The following is a 24,707-nucleotide window of genomic DNA, read 5'->3' as shown; positions in this document are numbered from 1 at the left end:
TTTCGTCTAACTATCACTATATGTTATCTCCCGTTCATTATATCAATCAATTCTGAAAACATACAGCAATAAGCCGAAAGTTGCGAGAATCACATGACGATAGACCGACCTCCATCGACGATGATCGTCTGCCCGCGGATCATATCGGCATGGTCGGAAATGAGGAACATCGCCGTTTTGACCATATCATCAATTTCCACCATGCGCCCAGCTGGCGTGTTGTCGCGTGCGTCGCCGAGCAGTTCTTCGCGGTTCGGGAAATGTTTCAATGCTTCCGTATCCAGCGCCCCGCCGGAAACAGTGTTGACCGCGATATTTTTTGGCGCGAGTTCCACCGCCAAATAACGGGTGATCGATTCGACAGCCGCTTTCGACACGCCGATCGTCGTGTAATTCTCCAAATAACGGATCGAGCCGAGCGAGCTGATGCCGATGATTTTGCCGCCTTTGTCCATCAGTTTCGCCGCTTCTTGTGCACCGAATAGCATCGCTTTTGCGTTGATGTTCATCGTCCAGTCCCAATGCGATTCTTCCAGCTCCATGACCGGGCGCAAGACGCCGGATGCCGCATTTGATACGAACACGTCCAAGCGTCCGAATTCCTCTTTGATCGTTTCGAACATGGCGCGCAGTTTCTCGACATCGCCGACATTGGCGCGCACGAGCAAGGCTTTTCTTCCTCTCGCTTCTACTTCCTTTACCGTATCGAGTGCAGCTGTTTTGCTGCGCGCATAGTTGACAACGATGTCATAGCCTTCTTCTGCAAGCGCAATCGCCATCGCTTTGCCTAATCCACGGCTGCTGCCGGTTACTAACGCCACTTTTTGTTCTGTCATTTCGCTACATCTCCTCTTTGCTCTAAAGCTGTCTTCATTTTCTGGACGGGGCCGGCAATCGGCAAATTCTCCAATTGTTCCGGCGTCACCCATTTCATGTTTTCTGGCGGCGTAAATTCTTCCGCTTTGGCCAAATAGCCATCCACATTCCATGTTAAATGAGAAAAGACATGTTTGAAAGCGGTAATTTTCTCGACATCAGAAAGCGCGCCGTTCAACGCCTCTGCATATAATTCACCGACTTCATTCGCTTCGAGCGCTGCAGTCAGCTCGAGCATGGGATACTGCCACATGCCGGCAAGCAGGCCTTTTCCTGGGCGCTGCTCCATCAACAGCTTATCCCCGCTCCAAATCGCCATCATCGCGAAATCGGCAGCGCGATTTTTCTTCGCTTTCGTTTTAACGGGCAATTCCGTTTCCTTCCCGGCATGGAATGCTTCGCAATGGTCGCGTACCGGGCATAACAGGCATTTTGGTGATGTCGGCGTGCAGATGAGCGCGCCGAGTTCCATCAATCCTTGGTTGAATGATGATGGATCTTCGTGGCTGATCAATTCCGTCACCGCTTGTTCGAACACTTTGCGCGTCTTCGGCTTGGCGATGTCTTCTTCGATCAATAGGATGCGGCTGAGCACACGCATGACGTTGCCGTCGACGGCATGTTCCGGCACGCCATAGGCAATGCTCAATACAGCGCCTGCCGTATAAGGCCCGACGCCTCTTAATGAAGAAATCTCCTTGCGTGTCGACGGAACGACCCCCCCGTATTGTTCGGCGACTTCGCGCACCCCAGCTTGAAGATTGCGGGCACGCGAGTAGTAGCCAAGCCCTTCCCAAAGCTTCAATAAGCTTTCTTCTTCCGCTTGGGCCAAAGATTCAACGGTGGGAAATTTTTCGACAAAACGTTTATAATAAGGGATAACCGTATCGACTCTCGTTTGCTGCAGCATGACTTCGGAAATCCATATTTGGTAAGGGTCGGCCGTGCGCCTCCAAGGCAAATCACGCTGTTCTTTCCGGAACCAGCCGATTAAATCCTGCTGAAATTGTTGCTTGTCCATATTTATGTTTTCTGCCTCCGTTCGTGCTGATTATTCCGGCCCTGAAGCGGGTATGTATATTTAGGGAATATGCTTATTTTATCAAATAGCGGGCACACAAGATATTATAAACGCTCGCACAGAAGGGGGATGCGTCGATGGATACAGGAACACATATCGTCATGGGCATTGCGCTCGGTGGGCTCGCCATGGCCGATCCGGTGGTCGCTGCTCATCCGGCCACTTGGACTGCCGTCATGACCGGCACCATTATCGGCTCACAAATCCCTGATATCGATACCGTTTTGAAGCTTCGTGACAACGCGGTGTATATCCGTCATCACCGGGGCATAACGCATTCCGTGCCGGCCGTGCTGTCATGGCCTATTTTGCTTTCCGGCGCAATTTACCTTATTTTCCCGGAAGCCAATCTTCTTCATTTATGGCTATGGACTTTTCTTGCCGTGTTCCTGCATGTATTTGTGGATATATTCAATTCATACGGAACACAGGCGCTGCGGCCATTTTCCAATCATTGGGTGGCGCTTGGCGTCATCAACACCTTTGACCCGATTATTTTCGGTGCCCATGTCGTGGCACTCATGATCTGGGCGTTCGGAGCCGATCCCGTTTGGACAATGAGTATTTTGTATATCACCTTATTTTTCTATTATGTCTCCCGCTTTGCGCTGCAGGCAGCGATCAAGCAGGCGATACGCAATACGATTCCAGGCACTAACGATGTGTTTGTTGCGCCGACGATGCGCTATTTCCAATGGCGCATCGCCGCTGACACCGACCGCCATCATTACGTAGGACAGGCATATGGCCGCTCGATCAATATTTACGATAAGTTCCTGAAAAAGCCGATGCCTGAAAACGCTTTGATCCAAACAGCAATGAAAGACAAAAACTTGGATGCCTTCGTCTCGTTTTCCCCGCTTTACCGCTGGGAGATCAACCAATACGGGGAGATCTATGAAGTGCGTTTGATCGATTTGCGCTACCGCAGCAATGATTATTATCCGTTTGTCGCGGTTGCCCATCTGGACGAGGACCATAACATCCTGAACTCCTACACAGGATGGATCTTCAGCGAAGACAAATTGAGGAAAAAACTCGATTTCAGCCATAACTGAACAGAAAAACGGCCAGGGCACTCGTCCCTGGCCGTTTTTTTACCGTTTTATGCATCATGCAAAAGATGTGCATATTTCGGGTTGTTCCCTGCGAATTCGTGGATTTTATCGCCGTAGCTTTCGATCCATTGGCGCACGACTTTCTCGACGACCGCCGTGCCTTGGTAATCATATCCCGCTTTCGCGTAGGAAGATTCAAAATCAGATACTAAAAGTTCGATCCATGTTCGGGCTTTGTCTTCTGACAGCTCCGGATTTTTTTCCCTTAATTCGATGATTAACTGCTCAATGACTTCTTTCATCGATTCACTTCCCTTCCTTCAATGGGCGCAGCATGGAAATCGGCAGCGCTTCTGTGTACTTGTCGCCACCCATTCGATAGCCCCAGGCAAAATTGCCTTTTAAGTAATCAATCTGGAAATAGACATTTGGGTCGCCTTCCACACGGTAGACTTCTCCTGGTTTAAAGTCTTTTGGATCCAGCAGGAACGAGGCGGCCATGATGGCTTTTCGCTCGAGCACCGCGAATTCATTGACGATGCCGAGCTGTTCCGCCTTGCGCGCTTTTTCTTTCAGACGGGCGATTTCATTGCGCAGTTCCGTCTCGTCCATTTGTGAATATGGTTTATGCTCACTCATCTTCAAGCTCCTTTTCTTCGATGTACTGGCTGATCACATCGCCCGGGAAGCCTTTCTGGTAAAGCCCTTGCTTCACTTTCCGGCTAAGATCGTTCCCCGACAATTTGCTTTCGTGCTTGCGCCATAATTTGTCCCCTTGCTGGCGGACGCTGTCGAGCCATTGATCCCCGTCGCGTTCAAGATCCAAGGTTTCGATCGCTTGTTTGATGATCGCGTAAGGATAGCCTTTTCTCATCAATGAATCATTGATTTTCTGTTTGACCTGGCTCGGGGTTTTCGACTGTTCTTTTGCTGCGATTTTTTCCGCAAGGCCTGTGGCGACTTCGAGCTGCTCTTCTTCACTGTAATTGGTTAAGACATCTTTTTGCATAGCCTTATCAATTCCTCTCTTTTGCATGTCCTGCTGGATTGCGCGCGGTCCTTTTTTGCCGGATTTGATTTGCGTCCGGAGCAGCGCTTCTGAAAACTGCTGGTCATCGAGGAAGCTGAGTTCGTAAAGCTTCTTGACCGCTTCATCAATGACGGCTTCACCAAATTCCTTTTCCTTCAATTTTTTGCGGACTTCGCCTTCGCTGCGCATGCGGAAGCCGAGGTAATGCAACGCTTTATTGAATGCTTTTCGGACTTCATCCTCAAAGTTCATTTCTTCGATCGTCCACTGGTCGAGTTCTTTGCCTTTGGTCAATTGGTAGCGGATGATCAAGGATTCGTCGACACTGAACGCAAATTTTTCTTCCAAATAAATATTGTAGCGCTCAGGATTGTTTTTTCCGCGGGTTATTTTCGTAATGATTGGCATCAATTTCCCCTCGCTTCTCCTACCATTATACACTTTGCACGCCCTCTTGGCATATGCTTCGCTCGAATTGGGTATGGGATAGCAATGGAGGCGATGGAAATGAAAATAGCGATAACAGGCGGCACCGGTTTTCTCGGTTCCGTCTTAACGGAACTGCTGTTGGAAAAAGGCCATGAAGTGTTTATTTTAACACGTTCAGATAAACCGAAAGAACGGAGCATCACGTATGTGCGCTGGCTAACTGACGGGGCACGCCCCGAAGCGCAGCTTGAAGGCATCGATGCGCTTGTCAACTTGGCCGGCACATCGATCAACGATGGCCTGTGGACAGATAAACAAAAAAAGAAAATCTATGACAGCCGTGTATCGGCGACAAAAGAAGTGCTGCGCATCATCTCGGCGCTTGAAAAAAAACCGGAAGTGCTCGTCAATGCGAGCGCCATCGGGATCTACCCGGCTTCTGAACACAAAACCTATACGGAAGCCGACCGCGAATACGGCAACGATTTTCTTGCCGAAACGGTGCTCGCTTGGGAAAGCTTGGCCGAACAAGCACAACTTGACGGCGTCCGCACCGCTTACGGAAGATTTGGCATCCTGCTCGGAAAAGAGGAAGGCGCCCTTCCTTTAATGGCGCTGCCATATAAATTATTCGCCGGGGGCACAGTCGGCACTGGCAGGCAATGGCTATCGTGGATCCACGTCCGTGATGCGGCGCGCGCAATCCTTTTCGCAATCGAACAAAAAGAACTTACAGGCCCGTTCAATGTAACAGCCCCGAATCCCCAGCGCATGAAAGCGTTCGGCAAGGAAATCGCGCGGGCCCTCGGCAGGCCGCATTGGATCCCTGCCCCTTCGTTTGCATTGAAAGCGGCGCTTGGCGATAAAAGCCGACTTGTGTTGGAAGGCCAGCGGGCGTTGCCGGCCGTTCTTCTTGAGCATGGGTTTAAGTTTGAGTTCCCGAATTTGCCGGAAGCACTGGCTGATATATACAAATAAGCGTATAATGTTGGGATGACCAATTGAAGGACGTGACTTGCATGACTGAAAAACCTATCATTGAAATGGGGCAGAAATTCCCTTTAACCATTAAAAAACTCGGCATCAACGGAGAAGGTGTCGGCTTTTTCAAGCGCAATGTCGTCTTTGTTCCCGGCGCGCTGCCAGGTGAAGAAGTCACCGCGCAAGTGACCATTGTGAAACATAATTTCGCGCAGGCCCGGATACTGAAAATCCGTAAAGCTTCCCCCCACCGCCAGACGCCGCCGTGCCCGATTTTTGAGACATGTGGCGGCTGCCAACTGCAGCATTTATCCTACAGCCAGCAGCTCGTCGAAAAACGCGACCTGGTTCTGCAATCGCTCGACCGTTATTTGCGCGGAACGGACATCCAAGTACGCGAGACGATCGGCATGGACGACCCGTGGCATTACCGCAATAAGAGCCAGTTCCAAACGCGCAAGAAAGATGGCAAAGTGATGGCCGGCTTGTTTGCGGAAGGCTCCCAGCAGCTGCTCGATATCGAACAATGCCTCGTGCAGCATCCGGACACGGTGAAAATCACCAATGCCGCGAAGCGCATCATCGAAGAATTGAACTTGTCCATCTACGACGGCAAATCAATGAAAGGGCTGGTGCGGACGATCGCTGTCCGTACGGCAGTCAAAACCGGGGAAATTCAGCTTGTGCTCATTACGACGCGCAAAAACATCCTGAAAGAGAAAGTGCTCGTCGAACGCTTGAGCGCAATCGACCCGAACCTGGTATCCATCGTGCAAAACGTTAATGCCGAGAAAACGTCACTCGTATTCGGCGAAACGACGCGTACCTTGTTCGGCAAACCGACCATCCACGAAGAACTTGGCGAATTATCGTTCGATTTGTCTGCCCGCGCATTTTTCCAATTGAATCCGGAACAGACCGTGAAACTCTACGATGAAATCAAGCGTGCAGCGAAACTGACCGGCAAGGAATCCGTCGTCGATGCTTATTGCGGCGTCGGCACGATCGGCCTGTGGCTGGCGGATTCCGCCCGTGAAATCCGCGGCATGGATACCATCCCGGAAAGCATTGCCGATGCGAAAGCCAACGCAAAAAAACAAGGCCATCCAGCGACTTATGTGACGGGCACGGCGGAAAAATGGCTCGACACCTGGCGCAAGGAAGGGTATGTTCCGGACGTATTGACCGTCGACCCGCCGCGCACCGGGCTTGCCGATTCGCTTTTGAAAACCATTTTGAAAGTAAAACCGAAACGCTTTGTTTATACTTCTTGCAATCCATCGACACTTGCGAAAGACTTGCAGCAATTGACGAAGATTTACCGCGTCGAATACATCCAGCCTATTGATATGTTCCCGCAAACTTCCCAGGTTGAAGCGGTATGCTTGTTGACTTTGAAGTAAAGAAGTTTTCAGCTCTTAGATACGCGCTTCGCGCACGCCCGATTCCAGCCACCGCATTTGATTTTCAGCCGGCCATTACGTTTGAAGGCATCCACTGTTAAAGCCTAGGTGAAATCAGCTAACCAGGAGGAATCGCCATGAAGCCACTAATTATCTACTACTCCCATTCTGATAACAATCAAAAGCTAGCACTGGAACTGCAAAGCCGGATTGGATGCGAGGTACGCGAACTCAAGGAGAAGAAGAAACGGAAAGATACAGCGATCTTGATGGATTTCCTCATCAAGCGCGACTCCCGATTAGCACCGATGGATGTTGACCTGAGCGACTATAGGCCAGTGATTTTACTGGCACCGATCTGGGCTGGGAAAATTGCTGCGCCGATGCGGACCTTTATCAAAAAGTCAAAAGATGATTTAACCGATTACTCGTTTATCACCATTTGCAGCGGTACGCCTGGCCAGCGGGAAAAAGTTGACGCAGAACTGGTGGCGCTCACCACCCGCGAACCATCGGCATTAGCCGAATTGTGGATCAACGACCTGCTTCCGGAAGAACAGCGCAACAAGATCAAGTACACTAATAAATTCCGGCTCAAGCGCGAGCATTTCAGGCAATTCGATAAAGAAATCAGGTTCTTCATTGAAATGGCATTGCATTCAGACAAAGCTTCCAAAACACGGATATAATTCAAGCCACAGGCCAAACCGTTGAATACGGTGCCTGCGGCTTTTTTTATGAAACTAAAAAAATGTAGGAAGCGCCTGCTTCCTACATTTTCACAATTATTATTAATTTCAGAAGTTAGGTCGTATGCTTGCGCGGCCCTTTAAAAGCGATGATGGTGAATAAGGTCAATAGGATCCCGGTGATCAGCAGCAGGAAACTCAGCTGCTCGGTGACTTCCAGGAACAAGCCCCCTGCCGCCGGGCCGATCAAACTGCCGACGCTGAATGCCACACCGCACAATAAATTCCCCGTCGGCAGCAATTCTTTCGGCATCAAATCGGTCATATAGGAAATGCCAAGCGAAAAAGTGGATCCGACAAACATGCCGGCCACCACGAATAAAGCGAGCGTGAGCCAGGCATTCGATTCGAAGAACGTCGCCACCAAAAACGATAAGCCCCCTCCGCTTAGCGCGAGCATCAACACCTTCTTCCGTCCGATGCGGTCACTGAGTTCACCGAGCGGCAATTGCGTGGCGATTGCCCCAATGGAAAAGGCGGCGAGAATATAAGAGACCATGCTGATGTCGAAGGATTGGCGCAAGGCGTAGACTGGATAGATCGCGCTCAGCGATGCTTCCAAAAAACCATAGCCGAGCGGAGGCAAAAAGGCGACCCAGCCGATGACGAGAGCCGTCCGGAAGCGCTGCAATGTTCCTTTGGCGCCCATTGAACTCGCCGAATGCTCCGGAAAATCATTGCGCAGGAAAAACACCAATGACCAGGCAATCAAACAGAGGACACCGGAAATGATGAACGGCAATGCTTCGAAGACTTCGACGAGCGGCACAAATAGCGGACCTGCACCAAATCCGACGCTGAACGACATGCCGTAAATCGCGATATTGCGGCCAAGCTTATGGTGAGGCGAAGTGCTGGTGATCCAAGTCTGCGTCGAAAAATGCAGCGCCTGGTCCCCTATGCCGATCAAAATGCGCAAGACAAACCAAAACAAGACGCTTTTCCATAATGGAAACGAAAGCAATGCGAGGATCACCATCGCTCCGCCGACGAGAATAAGCGGTTTAAACCCGAATTTTCTCAGCTGCGGCTCCATGAATGGGGCGACAGCGATAATTCCTATGTATAAGCCTGTCGCACTGAGGCCGTTCAGTGCAGACGATACGCCGTCCTGTTCGAAAATGACGGCAATAAGCGGCAGTAGCATGCCTTGTGAAAATCCAGAGATCGACACAATGGCGACCAAAATCCAAAAGCGGGCGCGTTCGCTTGATAAGAAATATTTCATAATGCCTCCTCGAACGAGCACGTTCTTTTCTATTTTTGGATGTTTCCGCTACAATTTTAACATAAGGAGGAGATACAAGATGAAATTTTCCATGAACGAACACGGATTTACCGGGCATTTGCCTTTTGGCGAGCTCCATGTATCAACCAATGAAGAATACGGATTCCGCCCATACCAATTACTGGTCTCTTCACTGGCCATCTGCAGCGCGGGAATTATTCGCAAAGTACTGGACAAGCAACGGATGCCAGCAGAAGACATCGAAGTGGAAGTAAAGGAAATCGTCCGTGTCGCTGAAGAAGCGGACCGAGTTTCAAAAGTCCATCTGCATTTCCGCATCAAAGGTGATATCAACGAGGCTAAAATGCCCCGTGTGATGGAATTGACGCGCAAAAACTGCTCGATGGTCCGTTCTGTCGAAGAAACAATCGAAATTGTAGAGACATACGAATTGATTTAAACACATAAAAGGCTCAGTCCGTTTCTGCATGGCAGATTGCGGGCTGAGCCTTTATGTTTTATGTTTACAGATCGTTTCCATAATCGCACTGTCGGTGTAGCCACCTAAATGCTCGAATCGCCTCCTCTTTTCTATCGCGTTCTTTTATGGTTCGGTGATCCGTCTTGTCCTCCCCTCGTAAAGGATTGATGCCACTATACCACATTAACCGAATAGTGTAAATATTCAATTAATGTTTTTTCGTTTTTCTGCATTTTCTTGTACTATTGATATTCCTCTAGTTATCGGCTACTATATACAATGGAAATGAGGTGGAATCAATGGGAAAATCCATTACTGATAAGGAACAGCAAGTAACGTATATGAAACAAAGGCTCAGCATGTTCCTCGACGTGTTAGATGCCATCGAACCGGAAAGCACGGAGCTCGAAGACATCGACCGGCTGATTGCCATGGTCGACGATCTGGACAGCAAAATGCAGCAATTTAAAAACCGGCCATCTACCGACAACGAATAATCCCCAAGCCCCGAAGCTTTTATTTAAAGCTTCGGGGCTTTTTGTTCCATTCACGAAAGTATGGTCCGAAATGATACATATTAAGCAAAATCTGGCCTCTCTCATCGCTGCCATATGGTAAACTGACAGTAATTACCGATATCTGATTATTTGATGGAGGAGTGGCTATGTGGAAGAAAGTTCGGCCCCATATCGAATTAATCGCCGCGGTGTTATCAGGCATCCTGATCATTATCGCCTATATCCTGGAACTGCAGGATATCACTCTTCCTTCCGTCGTCATCTATTTGCTGGCATTTGTGATCGGTGGCTATGCCAAGGCAAAATATGGCATCAAGAAAACCATCGAAGACAAGGAATTGAATGTCGAATTCCTCATGATCCTGGCAGCTGTCGGCGCATCCATCATCGGCTACTGGACAGAGGGCGCCATCCTGATTTTCATCTTTGCGTTAAGCGGTGCACTTGAAACGTATACGATGAACAAAAGCCGCAAAGAACTGTCGGCGCTCATGGAGATGCAGCCGGACGAAGCCTGGCTATTGAAAGAAACCGGTGAGACAGTACGCGTGCCAATTGGTGAATTGAATACCGGGGATCTCATCGCTGTACGGCCGGGCGAGCGCATTCCCGTCGATGGTGAAGTCCATTCCGGACAAACTGCTGTCGATGAATCCGCCATTAGCGGCGAAGCGATTCCCGTGTCCAAATACGAACATGACAACCTGTTTGCCGGGACTGTCAATTTGTCCGGTTCGATCGCGATGGTCATGACCAAGCCGAGTTCTGAAACGATGTTCCAAAAAATCATCGAACTCGTGCAATCCGCTGAGAGCGAGAAGTCTCCTTCCCAACAATTTATTGAACGCTTTGAAGGCCGCTATGTCAAAATTGTCTTGATTGTCTTTGCGCTCATGCTGTTCCTTCCGCATTTCTTGGTGGGCTGGAGCTGGAATGAAACCTTTTACCGGGCCATGGTTCTCCTCGTAGTGGCATCGCCTTGTGCATTGGTCGCTTCCATCATGCCTGCCACGCTTGCCGCCATTTCCAACGGCGCCAAGAGCGGTGTCATTTTCAAAGGCGGGGCGCATCTGGAAAATTTAAGTGTCATTAAAGCCATCGCATTCGATAAAACCGGCACGTTGACTCGCGGCAAACCCGAAGTGACTGATTTTATTATCCGCCAAGATGCAGATCGCGAACAAGTGATGGCGCTGGTCGCAGGAATTGAATCCCAATCCAATCATCCGCTCGCTAAAGCGATCACTGATTTTGTCATTCAGCAAGGATTTGAACCGCTGCGCAATCTGCCAGTCGTGGATGTACCGGGAAATGGGTTGAAAACACAGTTCAACGGCGATGAAATCCTGGTCGGCAAACCCGGCTTCGTCGGTGAGCAAGAAGCTTATGCTTTTGAAGGCGGGATTCTTGAAAATCTGGCGAACCAAGGGAAAACCGTCACCTTCGTGAGAGACGCACATGGAATACTGGCTGCCATGGCGTTAAAAGACACCGTCCGCGATATTACCAAGGCCACCATCGCCGAGCTTCAGGACCGTGGCATTTATTGCATCATGCTGACCGGGGATAACCGCAAAACCGCAAAAGCCATTGCGGAAGAAACAGGAGTCGACGAATACATCGCCGAATGCCTGCCTGGCGATAAAGTACAACACTTGAAAAAACTATTGGCCAAATACAAATACGTCGCGATGACGGGAGACGGCATTAACGACGCACCGGCCCTTGCGACGGCCACTACCGGCATCGCCATGGGTGAAGGGACCGATATCGCCTTAGAAACCGCCGACGTTATTTTGATGAAAAATGACTTATCCCGCATTTCCTATTCGATCCGGCTGGCAAGAAAAATGCAGCGCATCGTCAAGCAAAACATCTTTTTCTCTGTCGCCGTCATTATGGTGCTTATCTTGTCGAATTTCTTCCAGGCGATTTCTTTGCCGCTCGGAGTGGTCGGGCATGAAGGCAGCACCATATTGGTCATCTTGAACGGATTGCGCATGCTTAACCGCAAGGTCTAAAATACAATACACAAAAGACGGCTCTCCCTCATTTGTCGGGGAGAGCCGTCTTCTTTTTATGCAGCCGTTTCCTGGAATGCCGCCTTCCTTGCATGACGGCATTGATTTGTCCGCCGATAATCAACAGCATCGCGGAAAGGTAGAGCCACAGCAGCAGCAGGATGATCCCGCCGATACTGCCATATGTAGCTGAGAAATTGCCGAAATTATTGATATAGATGGAGAACAAAAATGACAGCAACAGCCAGCCGAGAGAAGCGAAAGCCGCTCCTGGCAATACCGTCCTGAAACTGATCCGGACATTCGGCGCCAGCCAATAAATCACAGCGCACACGATGAATGTAATCAAAGCCGGGATGGTGAAACGGATCATTCCCCATAATTCCAGGAACCCTTCCTCAAGGCCGAGAAAAGCAAAAAAGAACAGCCCAATCTGGCGGCCGAATACCGGCAGCGCCAATGCTACCACTAGCATAATGATCAGCAAGACGGTCATTAAAATCGACATGCCTCTCGCTACCAGTAAGGGCCTGCTCTCTTTCACTCCATAGGTAGTATTCAAGGATTTGATCAATGCATCCATGCCAAGGCTCGCTGACCAGATTGTCGCGAGCACGCCCACAGACAACAATCCGCCGTTTTGATTGGTCAGAATTTCATTCAAAGTCTGCTCAATCAAAACATATACCTCTCCTGGAATAACATTCTCCATAAACAGGAACACTTCTTCTCTTGGCAAATTCAAATATGGAAGCAAATTAACAAGAAAAATCAATAACGGAAAAATCGATAATAGGAAAAAAAACGCCAACTGCGCTCCGAGTCCCTGCACATCGACGTCTTTGATCCGTATTCCTAATTCTTTAATAAATCCACGGCCAGTCAGCACGTCATATTTCGGTTTCCGTACTTGGGACTGGCCGCTTTTTTTAGGCGTTGCCATGAGGCTAGCCTTTAGTTGCGGTTCTGGTTCTGTGAGTTGGTGTTGCTTGAAGAAGAATCGTTTGTAGAAGAAGAATCCGTCAGTGAAGAACTCGGTGACGGGTTGTCTTCTTTAACCGCTGACACGACATCTTCTTTAGTATCGACAACCGCCTCTTTCGTTTCCATTACGGCGCCTTTCGCTTCTTGTGCCACTTCTTTCACTTCCGGCACCAACTTTTTGACTTGCTCTACCTTGCCGCCTACATAAGCAGCGTCTTCGGAAATTCGGGAGTAAAGATTCTGTGCACGTTCTGCCTGTTCTTTAAACGCAGATTTCAGTTCATCTTTATTGCTTGCATAATATTTTGCGCTTTCACTTGCTTTTTTCGATTTATTCATCACATCTTCGCGCGTATTGCGGTCCAAAAGTGAAACTAGTGCACCTACAGCCGCTCCTACTACTATTCCTGTCATTAATTTGTTTTCGCTCATTCCAAATTCCTCCTAGTGTAAAATATAGTTTCCATCATACTTCGAATTTTTCCCTGTTCCTCCATAATCTAAACACTTCACAAATTATTTTTTAAAAATAACTTGACTATAATATGAAACTTTCGGAATATTAACTCTACAGGAGGAATTTTTCCTAATCAAATAGAGCATTGAAAAGGGGGAGAAAAGATGGAAGCATTTACAGAATTTCTAGGCACGGTCAGCGGTTATGTGTGGGGACCACCGCTTTTGATTCTCCTAGTCGGGACCGGGATTTTCCTGACAGCGCGCTTGGGGCTTTTGCAATTACGCCTCCTGCCATATGCACTGAAGCTGACGTTCAGCAAAAATCCCGATAAAGATTCACAAGGCGACATTTCCCATTTCCAGGCGTTGTCGACAGCAATGGCTGCGACAGTCGGGACAGGGAATATTGTCGGGGTCGCGACAGCGGTCATCCTCGGGGGCCCGGGAGCTGTCTTTTGGATGTGGTTTTCTGCATTCTTCGGGATGGCGACGAAATACGGTGAAGCGGTACTCGCCGTCAAATACCGTATCGTGGATGCTAGAGGCCAAATGGCCGGCGGGCCGATGTATTACCTTGAACACGGATTGAAACAAAAATGGCTAGCCGTATTATTCGCCATTTTCGGCTCCATTGCAGCGTTCGGGATCGGAAACGGCACACAGTCCAACTCCGTTGCATCCGTTGTGCGCGATACGTTCTCGGTGCCAACATGGATCACAGGCATCATCCTGACTGTCTTCGCTGCAGTCGTCATCATAGGCGGAATCAAGACAATCGGTAAAGTTACAGCATTCTTCGTACCATTCATGGCCTTATTCTATATCATTGCCGGAATCATCATCATGATTCTTAACATGGATCTGATTCCCGCTGCACTCGGCACGATTTTCAGCGCCGCCTTCACGGGTGAAGCTGCAGTCGGCGGTGCCATCGGTGCTGCCATCCGCTACGGTGTTGCACGGGGCGTCTTCTCCAACGAAGCGGGCCTTGGATCTGCACCAATCGCAGCTGCTGCAGCGAAAACCGATATGCCTGGTCGCCAGGCTTTAGTCTCAATGACGCAAGTATTGTTCGATACATTGATCATCTGTTCGATCACAGGGATCACCATCGTTATGTCTGGATTATACCTGGACGACAGCCTTGAAGGCGCTGCGTTGACGACAGCCGCATTTGAGCAATTCCTTGGCGGTGCAGGCCCGCTGATCGTAGCGATTGGCTTGATCTTCTTCGCATCTTCGACAATCATCGGCTGGTCGTATTATGGCGAGAAATGTTTCCAGTACTTGTTCAAGAACCCAAGCTTGTTGATTGTTTACCGCATCGCTTTCGTCGCGATGGTGTTTGTTGGCGCGACGGTTTCACTTGATGTGGTATGGACATTCTCGGATGTCATGAACGGTTTAATGGCTTTCCCGAACTTGATCGGCCTTCTCGGGCTATCCGGCGTCATCGTTTACGAGACGAAAAGAATCACGGCGAAGATCAAAGAAGAGAAAGAACAGGCACGTTCTGGCAATTGACATTCCTTTTGAATAATGAAATGATAAAGCATACCCACCCGAAAGGCAGGAATGGATCATGGATTTATCCAAACAATCACCTGAGAACGTCGATTTTATGATTGAGGAAATAAAAACGAAACTGCGCATGGTTAACGTTGACGCGATGAAAGCAGAACATTTTAACACGTCCGAGTACGAAGACTTGCGTGAAATTTACGAAATGGTCAAAGGGCGCGATAATTTCAGCCCGAACGAAATGCAAGCCATTGCATCTGAACTCGGCTCATTGCGTAAATAAGGAAAGCCCTGAAGCATTAAGCTTCAGGGCTTTTTTTGTGCGTTGCTTTGGCACTTGGATTCTCGGGTCATAAGCCGACTGCTCTGCGCGGCATAGAGCGCCGCTTCGGAAACTCGCCTTATGCCTATCGGAGGCGCACAGGATGTGGGTCAGCTAACCGTTGCGACAGGACGTCGCGTTCTTAGGTTAGCTTCCTAAAAAAACGGGCGCTTTCGCTTTTCTTTCTGGCTAGCTTCAGCAGCCAGATTCTCGGGTCATAAGCCGACTGCCCTGTGCGGCATAGAGCGCCGCTTCGGCCATCCGTCTTATGCCTATCGAATCTAAACGGCTGCTTCAGCTTTTCTTTTCATATTGCACGATGTACCAGCCGCCTTCTTTGATGACGGTGCGGAGGCTTAGGAATTCCAGGTTTGATTCTTCTCCCCATTCGATGAGTTCTTCTCTTTTTGGCAATCTGTAGAGATTGTCGAATGATGAGAAGAAGCTATTGAAAACGTTGGCGAATGGTGGGCTGTCGGGGCCGCCGGCGATTGGGGTGACGACCGAGAAGATGCCGCCTGGCGCAATCCAGCTGCTGATTTCCTTAAACAAGTCCTGGCGCTTTTCGAGCGGGATGTAATGCAGCACGTTATTGAGCATCACCATATCTTGCGGGGATTCCGGCTTATAATCCCATAAATCCGCCTGCTCGATGGAGACGTTGTTTTGGTCTGCTGTCAGCTCTCTCGCTTTCTCGACGACTTCTTCGCTGATTTCAATTCCCGTGAATTGTGTCGTTGGGAATCGCTGGCCCAATTTCTTTATGTAGCCGCCTTCCCCGCAGCCGATATCAAGCACACGGCGGCAGTCTTTTTCCTTCAATCGCTTAGCCATTTTCGGATAGGCCAATACTTCAAGTAAGCGGCTCGTTTCTGCGACGGTTGATGCGTGCTCATCCTCATCAAAGTGAAGGCGGCTTTGGTTGCGCATCATTTTCGGATATTCCAAAAGCGTCGGGATATGCAGTTCCATCATTTCCTTCAGCAATACACCCGATGAATTATTGCCTTTCGATTTCGGCAATTTCCAGCGGTTCTTTATTTGGTAGCGGTTGCGCCCCACTTCTTTCAGATAGCCGATCGAAACACCGACCGCTACCCATTGTGCAAGCAGCTGCTCATCGAGCGACAATGCATCTGCCACATCGAATTGGGTCATTGGGCGCTCAAAGGCCTTGTATAATTCCAGTTCGTAGCCGACATATGCATGCCAGCTGTACAGGAAGGGCTCATTGCGTTTCATGTACGTTCTTGCTTTCACCATCTTCATTATGTCGATCATATAAGTCCCTCCACTTTCCACGGGTAGTCATCTTCCGGTTTGTAGTATTTCAGTTCTTTCGTGTCTTCTGTCAATTCCTTTGCGCGCACCGGCATGAACCCGCCTTGGATAAAACGGTCCCGGACATTTTCTTTCCATAAGCCAAGCCCCGAGACATTCAGCATTTGTTTAAAATGAAGAATTGGGTCTTCTTCCATACGCTCAAAAGTGCGTTGGCGCAAGTAGCTGACCGGGCGATACGGGAACGAATAGGCGAGCGCTGCGAGATGGCTCAGCTGAATGACATGGTCCGCCCGGCGGTAGCGCACCTTTTCATACCATTCGAGATTTGCCGGGTCGGTCTTTCCTTCTGACAAAATGTCAGACGCAAGCTCACCCAGAACATCGGCATCCTGTATCGCCATGTTCATGCCCTCTCCTGCCATCGGATGGACGGCATGGGCCGCATCTCCAATGATCGCTTTATTGCCCTTTACGTAGGATTCGGCATGATACATAACGGGAATCATCAGCTGGATTTTTTTCCAGTCGCTCAAGCGCTGGACATAGCCGTCAACAGCCGGTGCCAAATCGGTGTAAAGCTTATGGAAGTGGCTGATCGGTTTTTCCTTTAAGGATTTGTAATCCCCTGGCGGAATTAAATAGACGCTGCGCACTTGATCATCAGGTAGCGGGAATAATCCGAGAAAGCGGTTATAGGTCGAGATGATTTTGCCGTCCGTGAAATTCTCCGCTCGCGGGAACGTTACCGTCAGGAAATGATGGTTATACGTCGTCTGCTTCACTTCGATCTCCATCGCTTTTCTTGTCACCGATGACCGTCCTTCCGCACCGAAGAAAAACTTGGCTTCAACTTCGAACTTTTCGGTTCCCTTTTGAAGAATGGCGGTGTTCTCTGTATAGCCTTTGCAAGCAGTGCCTTTCAAGTAATGGAAGTTGTCGTATTCACAAGCTGCTTTCCGAATGATGGTCTTCAGCTCTTCGTGATGGATCATATAAGCGGCGTTGTATTTCCCAGGCAAAACGCTGTAATCCATGAACGATTGGTCTTTCACTTTCAAGGTGCTGGAGAGTTCCAGCATATCGAGCACTTTGATTTCATTGGACCGGTCACAAATCGCGTCGTATACGTCAAGCCCGTCGAATACCTGCATGCTTTTCGGCTGCAGTAACTCCCCCTTATAGGTCGGCGAACGGACAGCCATGCGTTCGGCCAGAACGACATCAAAGCCTCGCCTCGCCAATTTCAATGCAAGCGTCAGCCCGCCTATTCCCCCTCCGCCGATGAACACATCCGTTTTCATGAGCTTCAACTCCTTGACTTTCCTTACCCTGAAAAAGAGCGCGTGAAAACAGAACAACCGGCAAACAATAAAAAAAGACCCTCAGGGGGGTCTTTTTTTCACAATTTGTCCTTAAAGTGCTCCGTATGAAGCGGCGAGTTCCGCACCGATTTTGGCATTGTGCTTGACGAGTTCGATATTGGCGACCAGGCTCTTGCCTTCCGTCAACTCTTTCACTTTGCCGAGCAAAAATGGCGTGACTTCTTTGCCGTTAATGCCGTTTGTTTTTGCTTCCGCCATGGCCTGTTCGATGATGCCATCGATAAAGTCTTTGTCGAGTGCGTGTTCTTGTGGGATCGGGTTGGCGATGACCGCCCCGCCTTTCAAGCCGAGCGACCATTGTGCTTTTAAGATAGCCGCAAGCTCTTCAGTCGATTGCGAACCGTAGCTCAACGGGAACCCGCTGTGGCGTGTATAGAATGCTGGCATCTCGTCTGTCTGGTAGCCGATGACCGGAACGCCTTTTGTCTCAAGGTATTCAAGTGTTAATCCGATATCGAGAATCGACTTCGCGCCTGCACAGACGACGGCAACACCTGTATTTGAAAGTTCTTCCAAGTCGGCCGAAATATCCATCGTCTCTTCCGCCCCGCGGTGAACTCCGCCGATGCCGCCTGTTGCGAATACGCGGATGCCGGCTAATTCCGCACAGATCATCGTCGCAGCAACCGTCGTCGCGCCGATTTTTTTCGTCGCAAACAATTGGCCGATGTCTCGGCGCGATACTTTCGCAACGTCCGGTGAATTCCCCAGAAGCTCCAGTTCTTCATCTGATAAGCCGATTTTGATCTGTCCGTCCATCAAAGCGATCGTTGCCGGAACGGCACCGTTGTCGCGGACGATCTGTTCGACCTCGCGCGCGGTTTCGACATTTTGCGGATACGGCATGCCGTGGGAGATGATCGTCGACTCCAAAGCGACGATCGGTTTGTTCTGGTCGATGGCTTCCTGCACTTCTGTTGAATAGCTGATCATGTTTGTCATTTCAATTCCTCCAATTCTTTGGTTAGCACCGTTTCGGTTAATTCGGGACGTACTGTCTGGCTGCTTGCGAGCGTCTTCGCTGCATTCAACATGCCCATCTGCACCGCTTGATGAAAATCATGGCCCGACAGATGTGCGTGGAGAAGACCGCCTGAGAAAGCGTCTCCCGCTCCAGTGACATCTTCCACTTGCTTTGTTTTGATTGACGGGAAATGCACCACGCCATTGTCGTCACCGGCCATGGCACCGTCTTTTCCGCCGGTCACGACGGCTGTTTTTGCGCCTTGCTTGAGAAGCAGTTCGACTGCACGCTTCCAATCGGCTTGATCGTGAATCGAGATGCCAAGCCTGAGCGCTGCTTCGTCGCGGTTCAGGATGAGAAACGAAACCCCGTTTAAATTTTCTCCTAAACGATCCATTTTGGGCGCTGAGACAGGAATGACGGCAAGCGGCACGTTAGAAGACAATGCGAGATGCTGCAAATACTTGATGGTTTCTTTCGGGCAGTTCAAGTCGACTGCCAATAGCTTCGCGCGCATCAACTTGCTGCGGTGCGGCTCTAAGTAATCCGGCGTCAATTCCGTATAGATGTCCATATCCGCCAGCGCCAAAGTCATTTCGCCGTCAGGTTCCAGCACGGCGGTATAGCTCCCCGTTGCGCCTTGTGAAAGTGTTTTGGTCATGCCTGTGTCCATATAAGGCGAAGAAACTTCTTCGATGAAACGCCATTCCGGGTCGTCTCCGGCAACCGATACCAATTGGACTGCATGCCCAAGACGGCCCAGGTTTTCAGCGATATTGCGCGCGACGCCCCCGACGCTCCTCGTTACCGTTGCCGGATTCGAGGTGCCGTGGACAGACGGTGCTTTCAAGTGGAATTTCCGGTCCACATTCGCCCCGCCGATGCACAGGATCGCATTTTCTTCGGGCAGCACATACGCGCGGCCGAGAATCCGGCCTTGCTTAATGAGCCCGGAAATCAAATTGGCTAATGAAGGGCGTGAAATCCCGAGCGCATCTGCCATTTCCTGTTGGGACAAATACGGATTGCGCTCAATCAACGCCAGGATTTTCTGTTCGTTGCGGTTCATTGGCTCCCTCCCTTTAAACTTTTGTTTACATTTTAAACTTTTATAATAAAAGATGCAACTCGTTTTTCTTTCATGCGCACGACTATTGCGCAACGTGTTTGAATATTGCTACTATAGAAAGGATGAGAGGAGTGTTTTTGGAAATGACTACATTTGATGAGAAATTATCCCGCTATGCTGAATTGGCGGTAAAGGTAGGCGTCAATATCCAGCCTGACCAAAAATTGTATATTGCAGCGTCCATAGATGCAGCACCGTTTGTCCGCTTGATCGTCAAGAAAGCCTATGACGAAGGTGCGAGGCAAGTATTCGTGGACTGGAGCGATGATGTGATTTCCCGCACGCGCTTCGAGAAAGCACCGGAAGATTCTTTTGCGGAATTCCCGGAATGGAAAGTCCAGGAGCGGGAGCAATTGGCCGAACAAGGCGCAGCGTTCATCAGCGTTGTCTCGCAAAGTCCCGACTTGCTAAAAGGCATCGATTCCAAACGCATTTCGGCGTCCCAAAAAGCGACCGGACAAGCGCTGAACAAATACCGCCAGTACGTCCAATCCGATAAAATCAGCTGGTGCGTCCTGGCAGCGCCGTCTGAGCAATGGGCGAAAAAAGTGTTCCCGGACCTTCCGGAAAACGAGCAAGTGGAGGCACTTTGGGAAGCGATTTTCAAAGCTGTCCGCGCAGATGCGAAGGACCCGATCGAAGCTTGGCGGGAGCATGACCGCACGCTTCACACAAAAGCCGATTACTTGAACGACAAGAAATACGCCAAGCTCCATTACCAGGCACCGGGCACCGACCTGGAAGTGGCTCTGCCAAAAGGTCATCTATGGGCTGGAGCTGGTTCCGTCAACGAAAAAGGCGATACGTTCATGGCGAACATGCCGACCGAAGAAGTCTTTACGGTCCCGCATAAAGACGATGTCAACGGCTTCGTCTCGAGCACGAAACCGCTCAGCTATGGCGGCAATATCATCGACGGCTTTAAAATCACGTTCGAAGGCGGCCGCATCACCGAGGTATCCGCTGAACAAGGCGAAGAAGTGCTTAAGGAATTGGTCGCGACCGATGAAGGCTCCCACCGCCTCGGCGAAGTGGCGTTGGTGCCGCATCAATCACCGATTTCGGATTCCGGCATTTTGTTCTTCAATACATTGTTCGACGAAAATGCGTCCAACCACTTCGCGATCGGCAGCGCCTATGCGTTTTGCCTAGAAGGCGGCAAGACGATGTCGGCGGATGAATTGAAAGAGCACGGCCTAAACCAAAGCATCACGCATGTCGATTTCATGGTCGGCTCTGCCGATATTAATATCGATGGCATTTTGGAAGACGGTACACGCGAACCGATTTTCCGCAGCGGCAACTGGGCATTTTAAAGGTCGATAATTCGACACTTAATTTTCCATGCGTTTTCATGTATACTGAATAGGATAATTACAGTTTAGAGAGGGGTTATCACTATGCTTTACGGTATTACTGCTGTCCTCGGATTCATGGCTGTGATCTTCATGTTCTTCTTCACACTGCTTCATTTCCTTGGCAAAGAGCTTCATAGCCATGATGCAGAGCATATCGATCCGCTTCCGAAAGAGCGTCATTAAGTCAAAAAGCTCTGCCTCGCATATGCGGGGCAGAGCTTTTTTCTGTCTCTCCTTCCTCTATCACATCTCACAGAAAAGTGATAAAATTTAAATAAGCAGTGTTTATACCGATTAGGAGGAATCTATCCATGTTTTCTGCAACGGATATCGGGATCGATCTCGGTACCGCCAATATTCTTGTCTATACAAAGTCAAAAGGCGTCATCTTAAATGAACCATCCATCGTCGCCCTGGATGCCCGCAGCGGCGCCGTCATCGCCATCGGAACCGAAGCGAAGGCAATGCTCGGCAAAGCACCCGATTCCATCCGCATCGTACGCCCCATGAAAGAAGGCGTCATCGCCGATTTTGACGTGACCCGCGAGCTTTTGAAGCTGGTCATGCAAAAAGCCGCGAAACAACTTGGCGGCTCTCTCAGGAAGCCGAAAGTCATGGTCTGCACCCCGTCCGGCGCAACCGCTGTTGAACGCCGGGCGATCCATGATGCCGTCAAACAGAGCGGCGCGAAATCCGTGCACTTGATCGAAGAGACGGTCGCTGCAGCAATCGGCGCTGACTTGCCGATTACGGAACCTGTCGCTTCGGTCATCGTCGATATTGGAGGGGGCACGACGGAAGTCGCCATCATTTCATTCGGCGGCGTCGTGTCTTCCAATACGATCAAGATCGCCGGCGACCGGATGGATGAAGACATCATCCAATACGTCCGCAAGCATTACAATTTATTGATCGGCGAGAAAACGGCTGAAACGATCAAAAAAGAAATCGGCTACGCGCCGATTTCTCACGAACCGAAAAAGATGAATATCCGCGGCCGTGACGTATTGAGCGGATTGCCGAAAACGATCGAATTGAGTTCCGACGAAATGCAAAAAGCACTTAGCGAGTCTTTGTCAGCCATTTTGGAATGCATCCGTGCCACACTGGAAAATTGCCCCGCCGAATTGTCTGGAGACATGGTCGACCAAGGCGTCGTCATTTCTGGCGGCGGCGCCTTATTGAAAGGCTTGCAGGAATGGCTGGCGCAAGAAATTTCCGTACCGGTCCATATCGCACCGGACCCGCTGGAATCTGTAGCAATCGGCACCGGCCGCTCGCTCGGCATGATCGACCAGCTTGAAAAAATGTCGCGTTAAATCCCAAACGACCATCAAGGAGGAAAATCGATGTCTTTATTGAATGAGATTTTGGAATACAACGAAAGATTTGTAGAAGAAAAACGCTATGAGGAATTCATCACCACCAATCTCCCGGATAAACGGATCGTCATCTTGACTTGCATGGATACCCGCCTGCTTGAACTTTTGCCAAAAGCGATGAACTTCAAGAACGGCGACGTGAAAATCGTCAAAAGCGCCGGCGCTGTCATCAACCACCCGTTCGGCGGCATCATGCGCAGCCTGTTTGTGGCGGTATACGAGTTGAAGGCCGATGAGATCTATATTATCGGGCACCACGACTGCGGCATGGCCAAAGTGAAACCGGAAGGCATCATCGAAAAGATGAAAGAGCGCGGCATCGAGGAAAGCACAATCGAACAGATGAAATTCTCAGGCGTCAACCTCGACGAATGGCTGCAAGGCTTCGACAACGTAACCGATAGCGTGCGCCACAGCGTCGATATGGTCCGCCATCACCCATTGATGGATAAAACGGTTCCCGTCCACGGCCTTGTCATCGACCCGAAAACCGGAAAACTCGACGTCGTCATCGACGGCAATAAAGACGAAAACCGCTGAGAAATCTCAGCTTTTTTAAGAGTGCTGATGAAGTCTATGATTCACAATGAATTAAAAAGGAACCACTTTTTCTACAATCAATAATCAATGACCTATCTAAGTATTTGGAGAAGCGTTCGCTCGTAAACCCTTCTGCTCAATAATGCTGCGCATTACTTCGCAAAGATAAGGTCTCACGTAGTTCGGCCTTATCTTTCCTGCGGGAGCAGCGAAGCGACGGGTTTGAGAGACCCCGCCAGGCAATGAATGAGCGAAGCTGTGCTGAGCAAATTCATTTGCGATGCTCGAACGCAGTGAGAGTTGAGCAACGGTTTTAGTGACGAGGAGGCTCGATTCCCGCCCGCGGAGTCGTGCGATTAGCTTCGGAAAATACGACTTCTTAACTTTCTAGACAAGCTAAAAACCGCTGAGAAATCTCAGCGGTTTTCTTTTTGGAAATAAATATAATCAAGCGGGATGCCTGTCTTGCCGAATTGGCGCAATAAAGACGTGATCTGCCCTCTGTGGTAGCTCGCGTGATTGACGACGGTGAAGAGCATTTCTTCGCGGCTGTGGCGGAACTCGTCGCCTTTCATATTGCGGTAATCCAGCTCTTCTTGCCAGCGTTCTTCTGATAGCGAGGCGAAATACAATTCCATCTCCGCATGAAGCAAGAGCAAGGCATTTTTCGCTTTCTCTACCGTATCGACATCGAAGTGTTCAAATTCCGGGCTCTTGACCCCATTCATCCGCTTGAACCAGATCTTTTCGACGCCAATGACATGGGCGACCGTTTCGCGGATCGATGGGAATGAACTTTTGCCCGCTTTTGTGTAATATTCTTCACCTGCGTCTTCCACTAACTGCAGCACCTTTTGGCTGGCCCACTGGTGATAGGCAAATAATTTCTCGGGATTCATCTGGCACCCTCTCCCTTCCTCAATTTTCAAACCATCTCCGCATATCCTTCCACCATCTCAGATAGGCGGCCTTGCCCTTTCAAAAATCCTGTTCGAGCAATGCGTAATAATAATGGTCTTTCCATTCGCCGTTGATGAACAGGAATTGCTTGAGCAAACCTTCTTTTTCAAACCCCGCTTTTTCGAGCACGCGCAGAGAGCCGGCATTATCCGGGGCGACATACGCTTCCACGCGGTGGAGCCGCAATTGTTCAAATCCAAACGCCGTGACCAAGCGGACCGCTTCGCTGGCAATGCCGCGCCTGATATACTCTTCGTCCATGGAGTAGCCGACCAAAGCGCTGAGAAACGGCAAGCGTTTGATGCTGTAAATGGAAATATGGCCAATCAGTTGATTGGTGTCATGTGAGAAAATCCCGAAACTGTATTCCCGATTTTCCCGCGCCTGGTAGATCGATTCGCGGATTTTCTCTCGCTGTACGGCAACCGTGAAATAACTATCGCGATGCCTCGGCTCATAAATCGCCCAATAATCACGGTTCTTCACGAGGATCCGCACCATGTCTTCAGCATCTTCTACGGTGAGTGTGCGCAGATAACACGTTTTCCCTTCAAAAAGCAGATTCAT

At 49.7% G+C, this 24,707-nt stretch carries 27 protein-coding genes; 13 read left to right on the top strand and 14 right to left on the bottom strand.

The genetic code is table 11. The features are described 5' to 3' along the window. Window positions 1–89: 89 nt before the first annotated feature. Window positions 90–836 (bottom strand): enoyl-[acyl-carrier-protein] reductase FabL, encoded by a 747-nt coding sequence (gene fabL / locus AB9R92_RS01055; RefSeq protein WP_058381348.1) that lies wholly within the window; start codon window positions 834–836, stop codon window positions 90–92. After that, the gene (gene mutY, locus AB9R92_RS01050; RefSeq protein ID WP_370667702.1) at window positions 833–1,897 is read right to left on the bottom strand and encodes an A/G-specific adenine glycosylase; all 1,065 of its coding nucleotides are present in this window, start codon (window positions 1,895–1,897) and stop codon (window positions 833–835) included. Before mutY ends, fabL begins: the two co-directional genes overlap by 4 nt. 137 nt (window positions 1,898–2,034) lie before the next feature. On the opposite strand from mutY, the gene AB9R92_RS01045 reads away from it, so the two are divergent. Continuing rightward, entirely contained in the window at window positions 2,035–3,015 is a 981-nt protein-coding gene (locus AB9R92_RS01045) for a metal-dependent hydrolase (protein ID WP_370667701.1), read from the top strand. 47 nt (window positions 3,016–3,062) lie between these two features. On the opposite strand, the gene AB9R92_RS01040 is transcribed toward AB9R92_RS01045, so the two are convergent. From AB9R92_RS01040 to recX, 3 genes are read right to left on the bottom strand one after another with little or no spacing between them, the layout of a single operon-like run. Beyond that, window positions 3,063–3,317, bottom strand: coding sequence for a YfhJ family protein (locus tag AB9R92_RS01040; RefSeq protein WP_274841906.1), 255 nt, complete (start codon window positions 3,315–3,317; stop codon window positions 3,063–3,065). A 4-nt stretch (window positions 3,318–3,321) separates the two neighbouring features. Next, complete coding sequence (locus AB9R92_RS01035) at window positions 3,322–3,654, bottom strand: YfhH family protein (RefSeq protein WP_058381352.1); 333 nt, start codon at window positions 3,652–3,654, stop codon at window positions 3,322–3,324. Further along, on the bottom strand, window positions 3,647–4,453 hold the full coding sequence (gene recX / locus AB9R92_RS01030; RefSeq protein WP_370667700.1) for a recombination regulator RecX: 807 nt from the start codon (window positions 4,451–4,453) through the stop codon (window positions 3,647–3,649). Before recX ends, AB9R92_RS01035 begins: the two co-directional genes overlap by 8 nt. Window positions 4,454–4,552: 99 nt before the next feature. On the opposite strand from recX, the gene AB9R92_RS01025 reads away from it, so the two are divergent. The 3 genes from AB9R92_RS01025 to AB9R92_RS01015 all read left to right on the top strand — a co-directional run bounded on the left by AB9R92_RS01025 (window position 4,553) and on the right by AB9R92_RS01015 (window position 7,547). Continuing rightward, complete coding sequence (locus AB9R92_RS01025; protein WP_370667699.1) at window positions 4,553–5,452, top strand: TIGR01777 family oxidoreductase; 900 nt, start codon at window positions 4,553–4,555, stop codon at window positions 5,450–5,452. 41 nt (window positions 5,453–5,493) lie between these two features. Further along, complete coding sequence (rlmD, locus tag AB9R92_RS01020) at window positions 5,494–6,858, top strand: 23S rRNA (uracil(1939)-C(5))-methyltransferase RlmD (protein ID WP_370667698.1); 1,365 nt, start codon at window positions 5,494–5,496, stop codon at window positions 6,856–6,858. 137 nt (window positions 6,859–6,995) lie between these two features. Further along, a complete protein-coding gene (locus AB9R92_RS01015) occupies window positions 6,996–7,547 on the top strand; it encodes a flavodoxin family protein (protein ID WP_370667697.1) in 552 nt (183 codons plus the stop codon). 115 nt (window positions 7,548–7,662) lie between these two features. Here AB9R92_RS01015 and AB9R92_RS01010 read toward each other — a convergent pair whose 3' ends face one another. After that, a complete protein-coding gene (locus AB9R92_RS01010; RefSeq protein WP_370667696.1) occupies window positions 7,663–8,835 on the bottom strand; it encodes an MFS transporter in 1,173 nt (390 codons plus the stop codon). A gap of 79 nt (window positions 8,836–8,914) precedes the next feature. Between AB9R92_RS01010 and AB9R92_RS01005 the strand changes: the two genes are divergently transcribed. From AB9R92_RS01005 to AB9R92_RS00995, 3 genes are all read left to right on the top strand, one after another. Beyond that, window positions 8,915–9,295 carry an OsmC family protein gene (locus tag AB9R92_RS01005; RefSeq protein ID WP_370667695.1) on the top strand — a complete coding sequence of 127 codons (381 nt, stop codon included), beginning with the start codon at window positions 8,915–8,917 and terminating at the stop codon, window positions 9,293–9,295. Window positions 9,296–9,615: 320 nt separating this feature from the next. Then, window positions 9,616–9,813, top strand: a complete 198-nt coding sequence (locus AB9R92_RS01000; RefSeq protein ID WP_274841914.1) for an SE1561 family protein — start codon at window positions 9,616–9,618, stop codon at window positions 9,811–9,813. 167 nt (window positions 9,814–9,980) lie between these two features. Then, window positions 9,981–11,855, top strand: coding sequence for a heavy metal translocating P-type ATPase (locus AB9R92_RS00995; RefSeq protein WP_370667694.1), 1,875 nt, complete (start codon window positions 9,981–9,983; stop codon window positions 11,853–11,855). Window positions 11,856–11,883: 28 nt separating this feature from the next. On the opposite strand, the gene AB9R92_RS00990 is transcribed toward AB9R92_RS00995, so the two are convergent. Together AB9R92_RS00990 and AB9R92_RS00985 are read right to left on the bottom strand one after the other, a co-directional pair. Further along, window positions 11,884–12,798 carry a YihY/virulence factor BrkB family protein gene (locus AB9R92_RS00990; protein WP_370667693.1) on the bottom strand — a complete coding sequence of 305 codons (915 nt, stop codon included), beginning with the start codon at window positions 12,796–12,798 and terminating at the stop codon, window positions 11,884–11,886. 11 nt (window positions 12,799–12,809) lie between these two features. Further along, entirely contained in the window at window positions 12,810–13,271 is a 462-nt protein-coding gene (locus AB9R92_RS00985) for a YtxH domain-containing protein (RefSeq protein WP_370667692.1), read from the bottom strand. Between the two features lie 189 nt (window positions 13,272–13,460). Here AB9R92_RS00985 and AB9R92_RS00980 point away from each other — a divergent pair, with 189 nt between their 5' ends. Next, window positions 13,461–14,822: an alanine/glycine:cation symporter family protein gene (locus AB9R92_RS00980; protein ID WP_370667691.1), complete on the top strand. Its 1,362-nt coding sequence runs from the start codon at window positions 13,461–13,463 to the stop codon at window positions 14,820–14,822. A gap of 58 nt (window positions 14,823–14,880) precedes the next feature. Further along, on the top strand, window positions 14,881–15,102 hold the full coding sequence (locus AB9R92_RS00975) for a DUF1128 domain-containing protein (RefSeq protein ID WP_068868610.1): 222 nt from the start codon (window positions 14,881–14,883) through the stop codon (window positions 15,100–15,102). 333 nt (window positions 15,103–15,435) lie between these two features. On the opposite strand, the gene AB9R92_RS00970 is transcribed toward AB9R92_RS00975, so the two are convergent. From AB9R92_RS00970 to AB9R92_RS00955, 4 genes are all read right to left on the bottom strand, one after another. Further along, complete coding sequence (locus tag AB9R92_RS00970; protein WP_370667690.1) at window positions 15,436–16,422, bottom strand: class I SAM-dependent methyltransferase; 987 nt, start codon at window positions 16,420–16,422, stop codon at window positions 15,436–15,438. Next, window positions 16,419–17,726 carry an FAD-dependent oxidoreductase gene (locus AB9R92_RS00965; RefSeq protein ID WP_370667689.1) on the bottom strand — a complete coding sequence of 436 codons (1,308 nt, stop codon included), beginning with the start codon at window positions 17,724–17,726 and terminating at the stop codon, window positions 16,419–16,421. The genes AB9R92_RS00970 and AB9R92_RS00965 overlap by 4 nt, the downstream gene beginning before the upstream one ends. Before the next feature lie 111 nt (window positions 17,727–17,837). Then, window positions 17,838–18,749 (bottom strand): pseudouridine-5'-phosphate glycosidase, encoded by a 912-nt coding sequence (locus AB9R92_RS00960; RefSeq protein ID WP_370667688.1) that lies wholly within the window; start codon window positions 18,747–18,749, stop codon window positions 17,838–17,840. Further along, the gene (locus AB9R92_RS00955) at window positions 18,746–19,840 is read right to left on the bottom strand and encodes a carbohydrate kinase (RefSeq protein WP_370667687.1); all 1,095 of its coding nucleotides are present in this window, start codon (window positions 19,838–19,840) and stop codon (window positions 18,746–18,748) included. The genes AB9R92_RS00960 and AB9R92_RS00955 overlap by 4 nt, the downstream gene beginning before the upstream one ends. A 143-nt stretch (window positions 19,841–19,983) precedes the next feature. Here AB9R92_RS00955 and AB9R92_RS00950 point away from each other — a divergent pair, with 143 nt between their 5' ends. From AB9R92_RS00950 to AB9R92_RS00935, 4 genes are all read left to right on the top strand, one after another. Then, a complete protein-coding gene (locus AB9R92_RS00950; protein WP_370667686.1) occupies window positions 19,984–21,216 on the top strand; it encodes an aminopeptidase in 1,233 nt (410 codons plus the stop codon). Window positions 21,217–21,300: 84 nt separating this feature from the next. Next, the gene (locus tag AB9R92_RS00945; RefSeq protein WP_167358028.1) at window positions 21,301–21,441 is read left to right on the top strand and encodes a hypothetical protein; all 141 of its coding nucleotides are present in this window, start codon (window positions 21,301–21,303) and stop codon (window positions 21,439–21,441) included. Window positions 21,442–21,569: 128 nt separating this feature from the next. Continuing rightward, window positions 21,570–22,577: a rod-share determining protein MreBH gene (gene mreBH, locus AB9R92_RS00940; RefSeq protein WP_370667685.1), complete on the top strand. Its 1,008-nt coding sequence runs from the start codon at window positions 21,570–21,572 to the stop codon at window positions 22,575–22,577. Window positions 22,578–22,607: 30 nt separating this feature from the next. Further along, on the top strand, window positions 22,608–23,180 hold the full coding sequence (locus tag AB9R92_RS00935) for a beta-class carbonic anhydrase (protein WP_370667684.1): 573 nt from the start codon (window positions 22,608–22,610) through the stop codon (window positions 23,178–23,180). Between the two features lie 416 nt (window positions 23,181–23,596). On the opposite strand, the gene AB9R92_RS00930 is transcribed toward AB9R92_RS00935, so the two are convergent. Then, complete coding sequence (locus AB9R92_RS00930) at window positions 23,597–24,079, bottom strand: DinB family protein (RefSeq protein ID WP_370667683.1); 483 nt, start codon at window positions 24,077–24,079, stop codon at window positions 23,597–23,599. A gap of 79 nt (window positions 24,080–24,158) precedes the next feature. Continuing rightward, window positions 24,159–24,707 (bottom strand): GNAT family N-acetyltransferase, encoded by a 549-nt coding sequence (locus AB9R92_RS00925; protein WP_370667682.1) that lies wholly within the window; start codon window positions 24,705–24,707, stop codon window positions 24,159–24,161.

Source organism: Planococcus sp. SSTMD024 (assembly GCF_041320495.1).
GTDB lineage: Bacteria > Bacillota > Bacilli > Bacillales_A > Planococcaceae > Planococcus.
Note: the sequence above shows the minus strand (reverse complement) of the source record. Positions and strands in the feature narration are given on the sequence as shown.

Bases quoted from the DNA above. Each gene is read 5' to 3' on its own strand.
- fabL (WP_058381348.1), bottom strand. From the start codon at position 836: ATGACAGAACAAAAAGTGGCGTTAGTAACCGGCAGCAGCCGTGGATTA.
- mutY (WP_370667702.1), bottom strand. From the start codon at position 1,897: ATGGACAAGCAACAATTTCAGCAGGATTTAATCGGCTGGTTCCGGAAA.
- AB9R92_RS01045 (WP_370667701.1), top strand. From the start codon at position 2,035: ATGGATACAGGAACACATATCGTCATGGGCATTGCGCTCGGTGGGCTC.
- AB9R92_RS01040 (WP_274841906.1), bottom strand. From the start codon at position 3,317: ATGAAAGAAGTCATTGAGCAGTTAATCATCGAATTAAGGGAAAAAAAT.
- AB9R92_RS01035 (WP_058381352.1), bottom strand. From the start codon at position 3,654: ATGAGTGAGCATAAACCATATTCACAAATGGACGAGACGGAACTGCGC.
- recX (WP_370667700.1), bottom strand. From the start codon at position 4,453: ATGCCAATCATTACGAAAATAACCCGCGGAAAAAACAATCCTGAGCGC.
- AB9R92_RS01025 (WP_370667699.1), top strand. From the start codon at position 4,553: ATGAAAATAGCGATAACAGGCGGCACCGGTTTTCTCGGTTCCGTCTTA.
- rlmD (WP_370667698.1), top strand. From the start codon at position 5,494: ATGACTGAAAAACCTATCATTGAAATGGGGCAGAAATTCCCTTTAACC.
- AB9R92_RS01015 (WP_370667697.1), top strand. From the start codon at position 6,996: ATGAAGCCACTAATTATCTACTACTCCCATTCTGATAACAATCAAAAG.
- AB9R92_RS01010 (WP_370667696.1), bottom strand. From the start codon at position 8,835: ATGAAATATTTCTTATCAAGCGAACGCGCCCGCTTTTGGATTTTGGTC.
- AB9R92_RS01005 (WP_370667695.1), top strand. From the start codon at position 8,915: ATGAAATTTTCCATGAACGAACACGGATTTACCGGGCATTTGCCTTTT.
- AB9R92_RS01000 (WP_274841914.1), top strand. From the start codon at position 9,616: ATGGGAAAATCCATTACTGATAAGGAACAGCAAGTAACGTATATGAAA.
- AB9R92_RS00995 (WP_370667694.1), top strand. From the start codon at position 9,981: ATGTGGAAGAAAGTTCGGCCCCATATCGAATTAATCGCCGCGGTGTTA.
- AB9R92_RS00990 (WP_370667693.1), bottom strand. From the start codon at position 12,798: ATGGCAACGCCTAAAAAAAGCGGCCAGTCCCAAGTACGGAAACCGAAA.
- AB9R92_RS00985 (WP_370667692.1), bottom strand. From the start codon at position 13,271: ATGAGCGAAAACAAATTAATGACAGGAATAGTAGTAGGAGCGGCTGTA.
- AB9R92_RS00980 (WP_370667691.1), top strand. From the start codon at position 13,461: ATGGAAGCATTTACAGAATTTCTAGGCACGGTCAGCGGTTATGTGTGG.
- AB9R92_RS00975 (WP_068868610.1), top strand. From the start codon at position 14,881: ATGGATTTATCCAAACAATCACCTGAGAACGTCGATTTTATGATTGAG.
- AB9R92_RS00970 (WP_370667690.1), bottom strand. From the start codon at position 16,422: ATGATCGACATAATGAAGATGGTGAAAGCAAGAACGTACATGAAACGC.
- AB9R92_RS00965 (WP_370667689.1), bottom strand. From the start codon at position 17,726: ATGAAAACGGATGTGTTCATCGGCGGAGGGGGAATAGGCGGGCTGACG.
- AB9R92_RS00960 (WP_370667688.1), bottom strand. From the start codon at position 18,749: ATGACAAACATGATCAGCTATTCAACAGAAGTGCAGGAAGCCATCGAC.
- AB9R92_RS00955 (WP_370667687.1), bottom strand. From the start codon at position 19,840: ATGAACCGCAACGAACAGAAAATCCTGGCGTTGATTGAGCGCAATCCG.
- AB9R92_RS00950 (WP_370667686.1), top strand. From the start codon at position 19,984: ATGACTACATTTGATGAGAAATTATCCCGCTATGCTGAATTGGCGGTA.
- AB9R92_RS00945 (WP_167358028.1), top strand. From the start codon at position 21,301: ATGCTTTACGGTATTACTGCTGTCCTCGGATTCATGGCTGTGATCTTC.
- mreBH (WP_370667685.1), top strand. From the start codon at position 21,570: ATGTTTTCTGCAACGGATATCGGGATCGATCTCGGTACCGCCAATATT.
- AB9R92_RS00935 (WP_370667684.1), top strand. From the start codon at position 22,608: ATGTCTTTATTGAATGAGATTTTGGAATACAACGAAAGATTTGTAGAA.
- AB9R92_RS00930 (WP_370667683.1), bottom strand. From the start codon at position 24,079: ATGAATCCCGAGAAATTATTTGCCTATCACCAGTGGGCCAGCCAAAAG.
- AB9R92_RS00925 (WP_370667682.1), bottom strand. From the start codon at position 24,707: ATGAATCTGCTTTTTGAAGGGAAAACGTGTTATCTGCGCACACTCACC.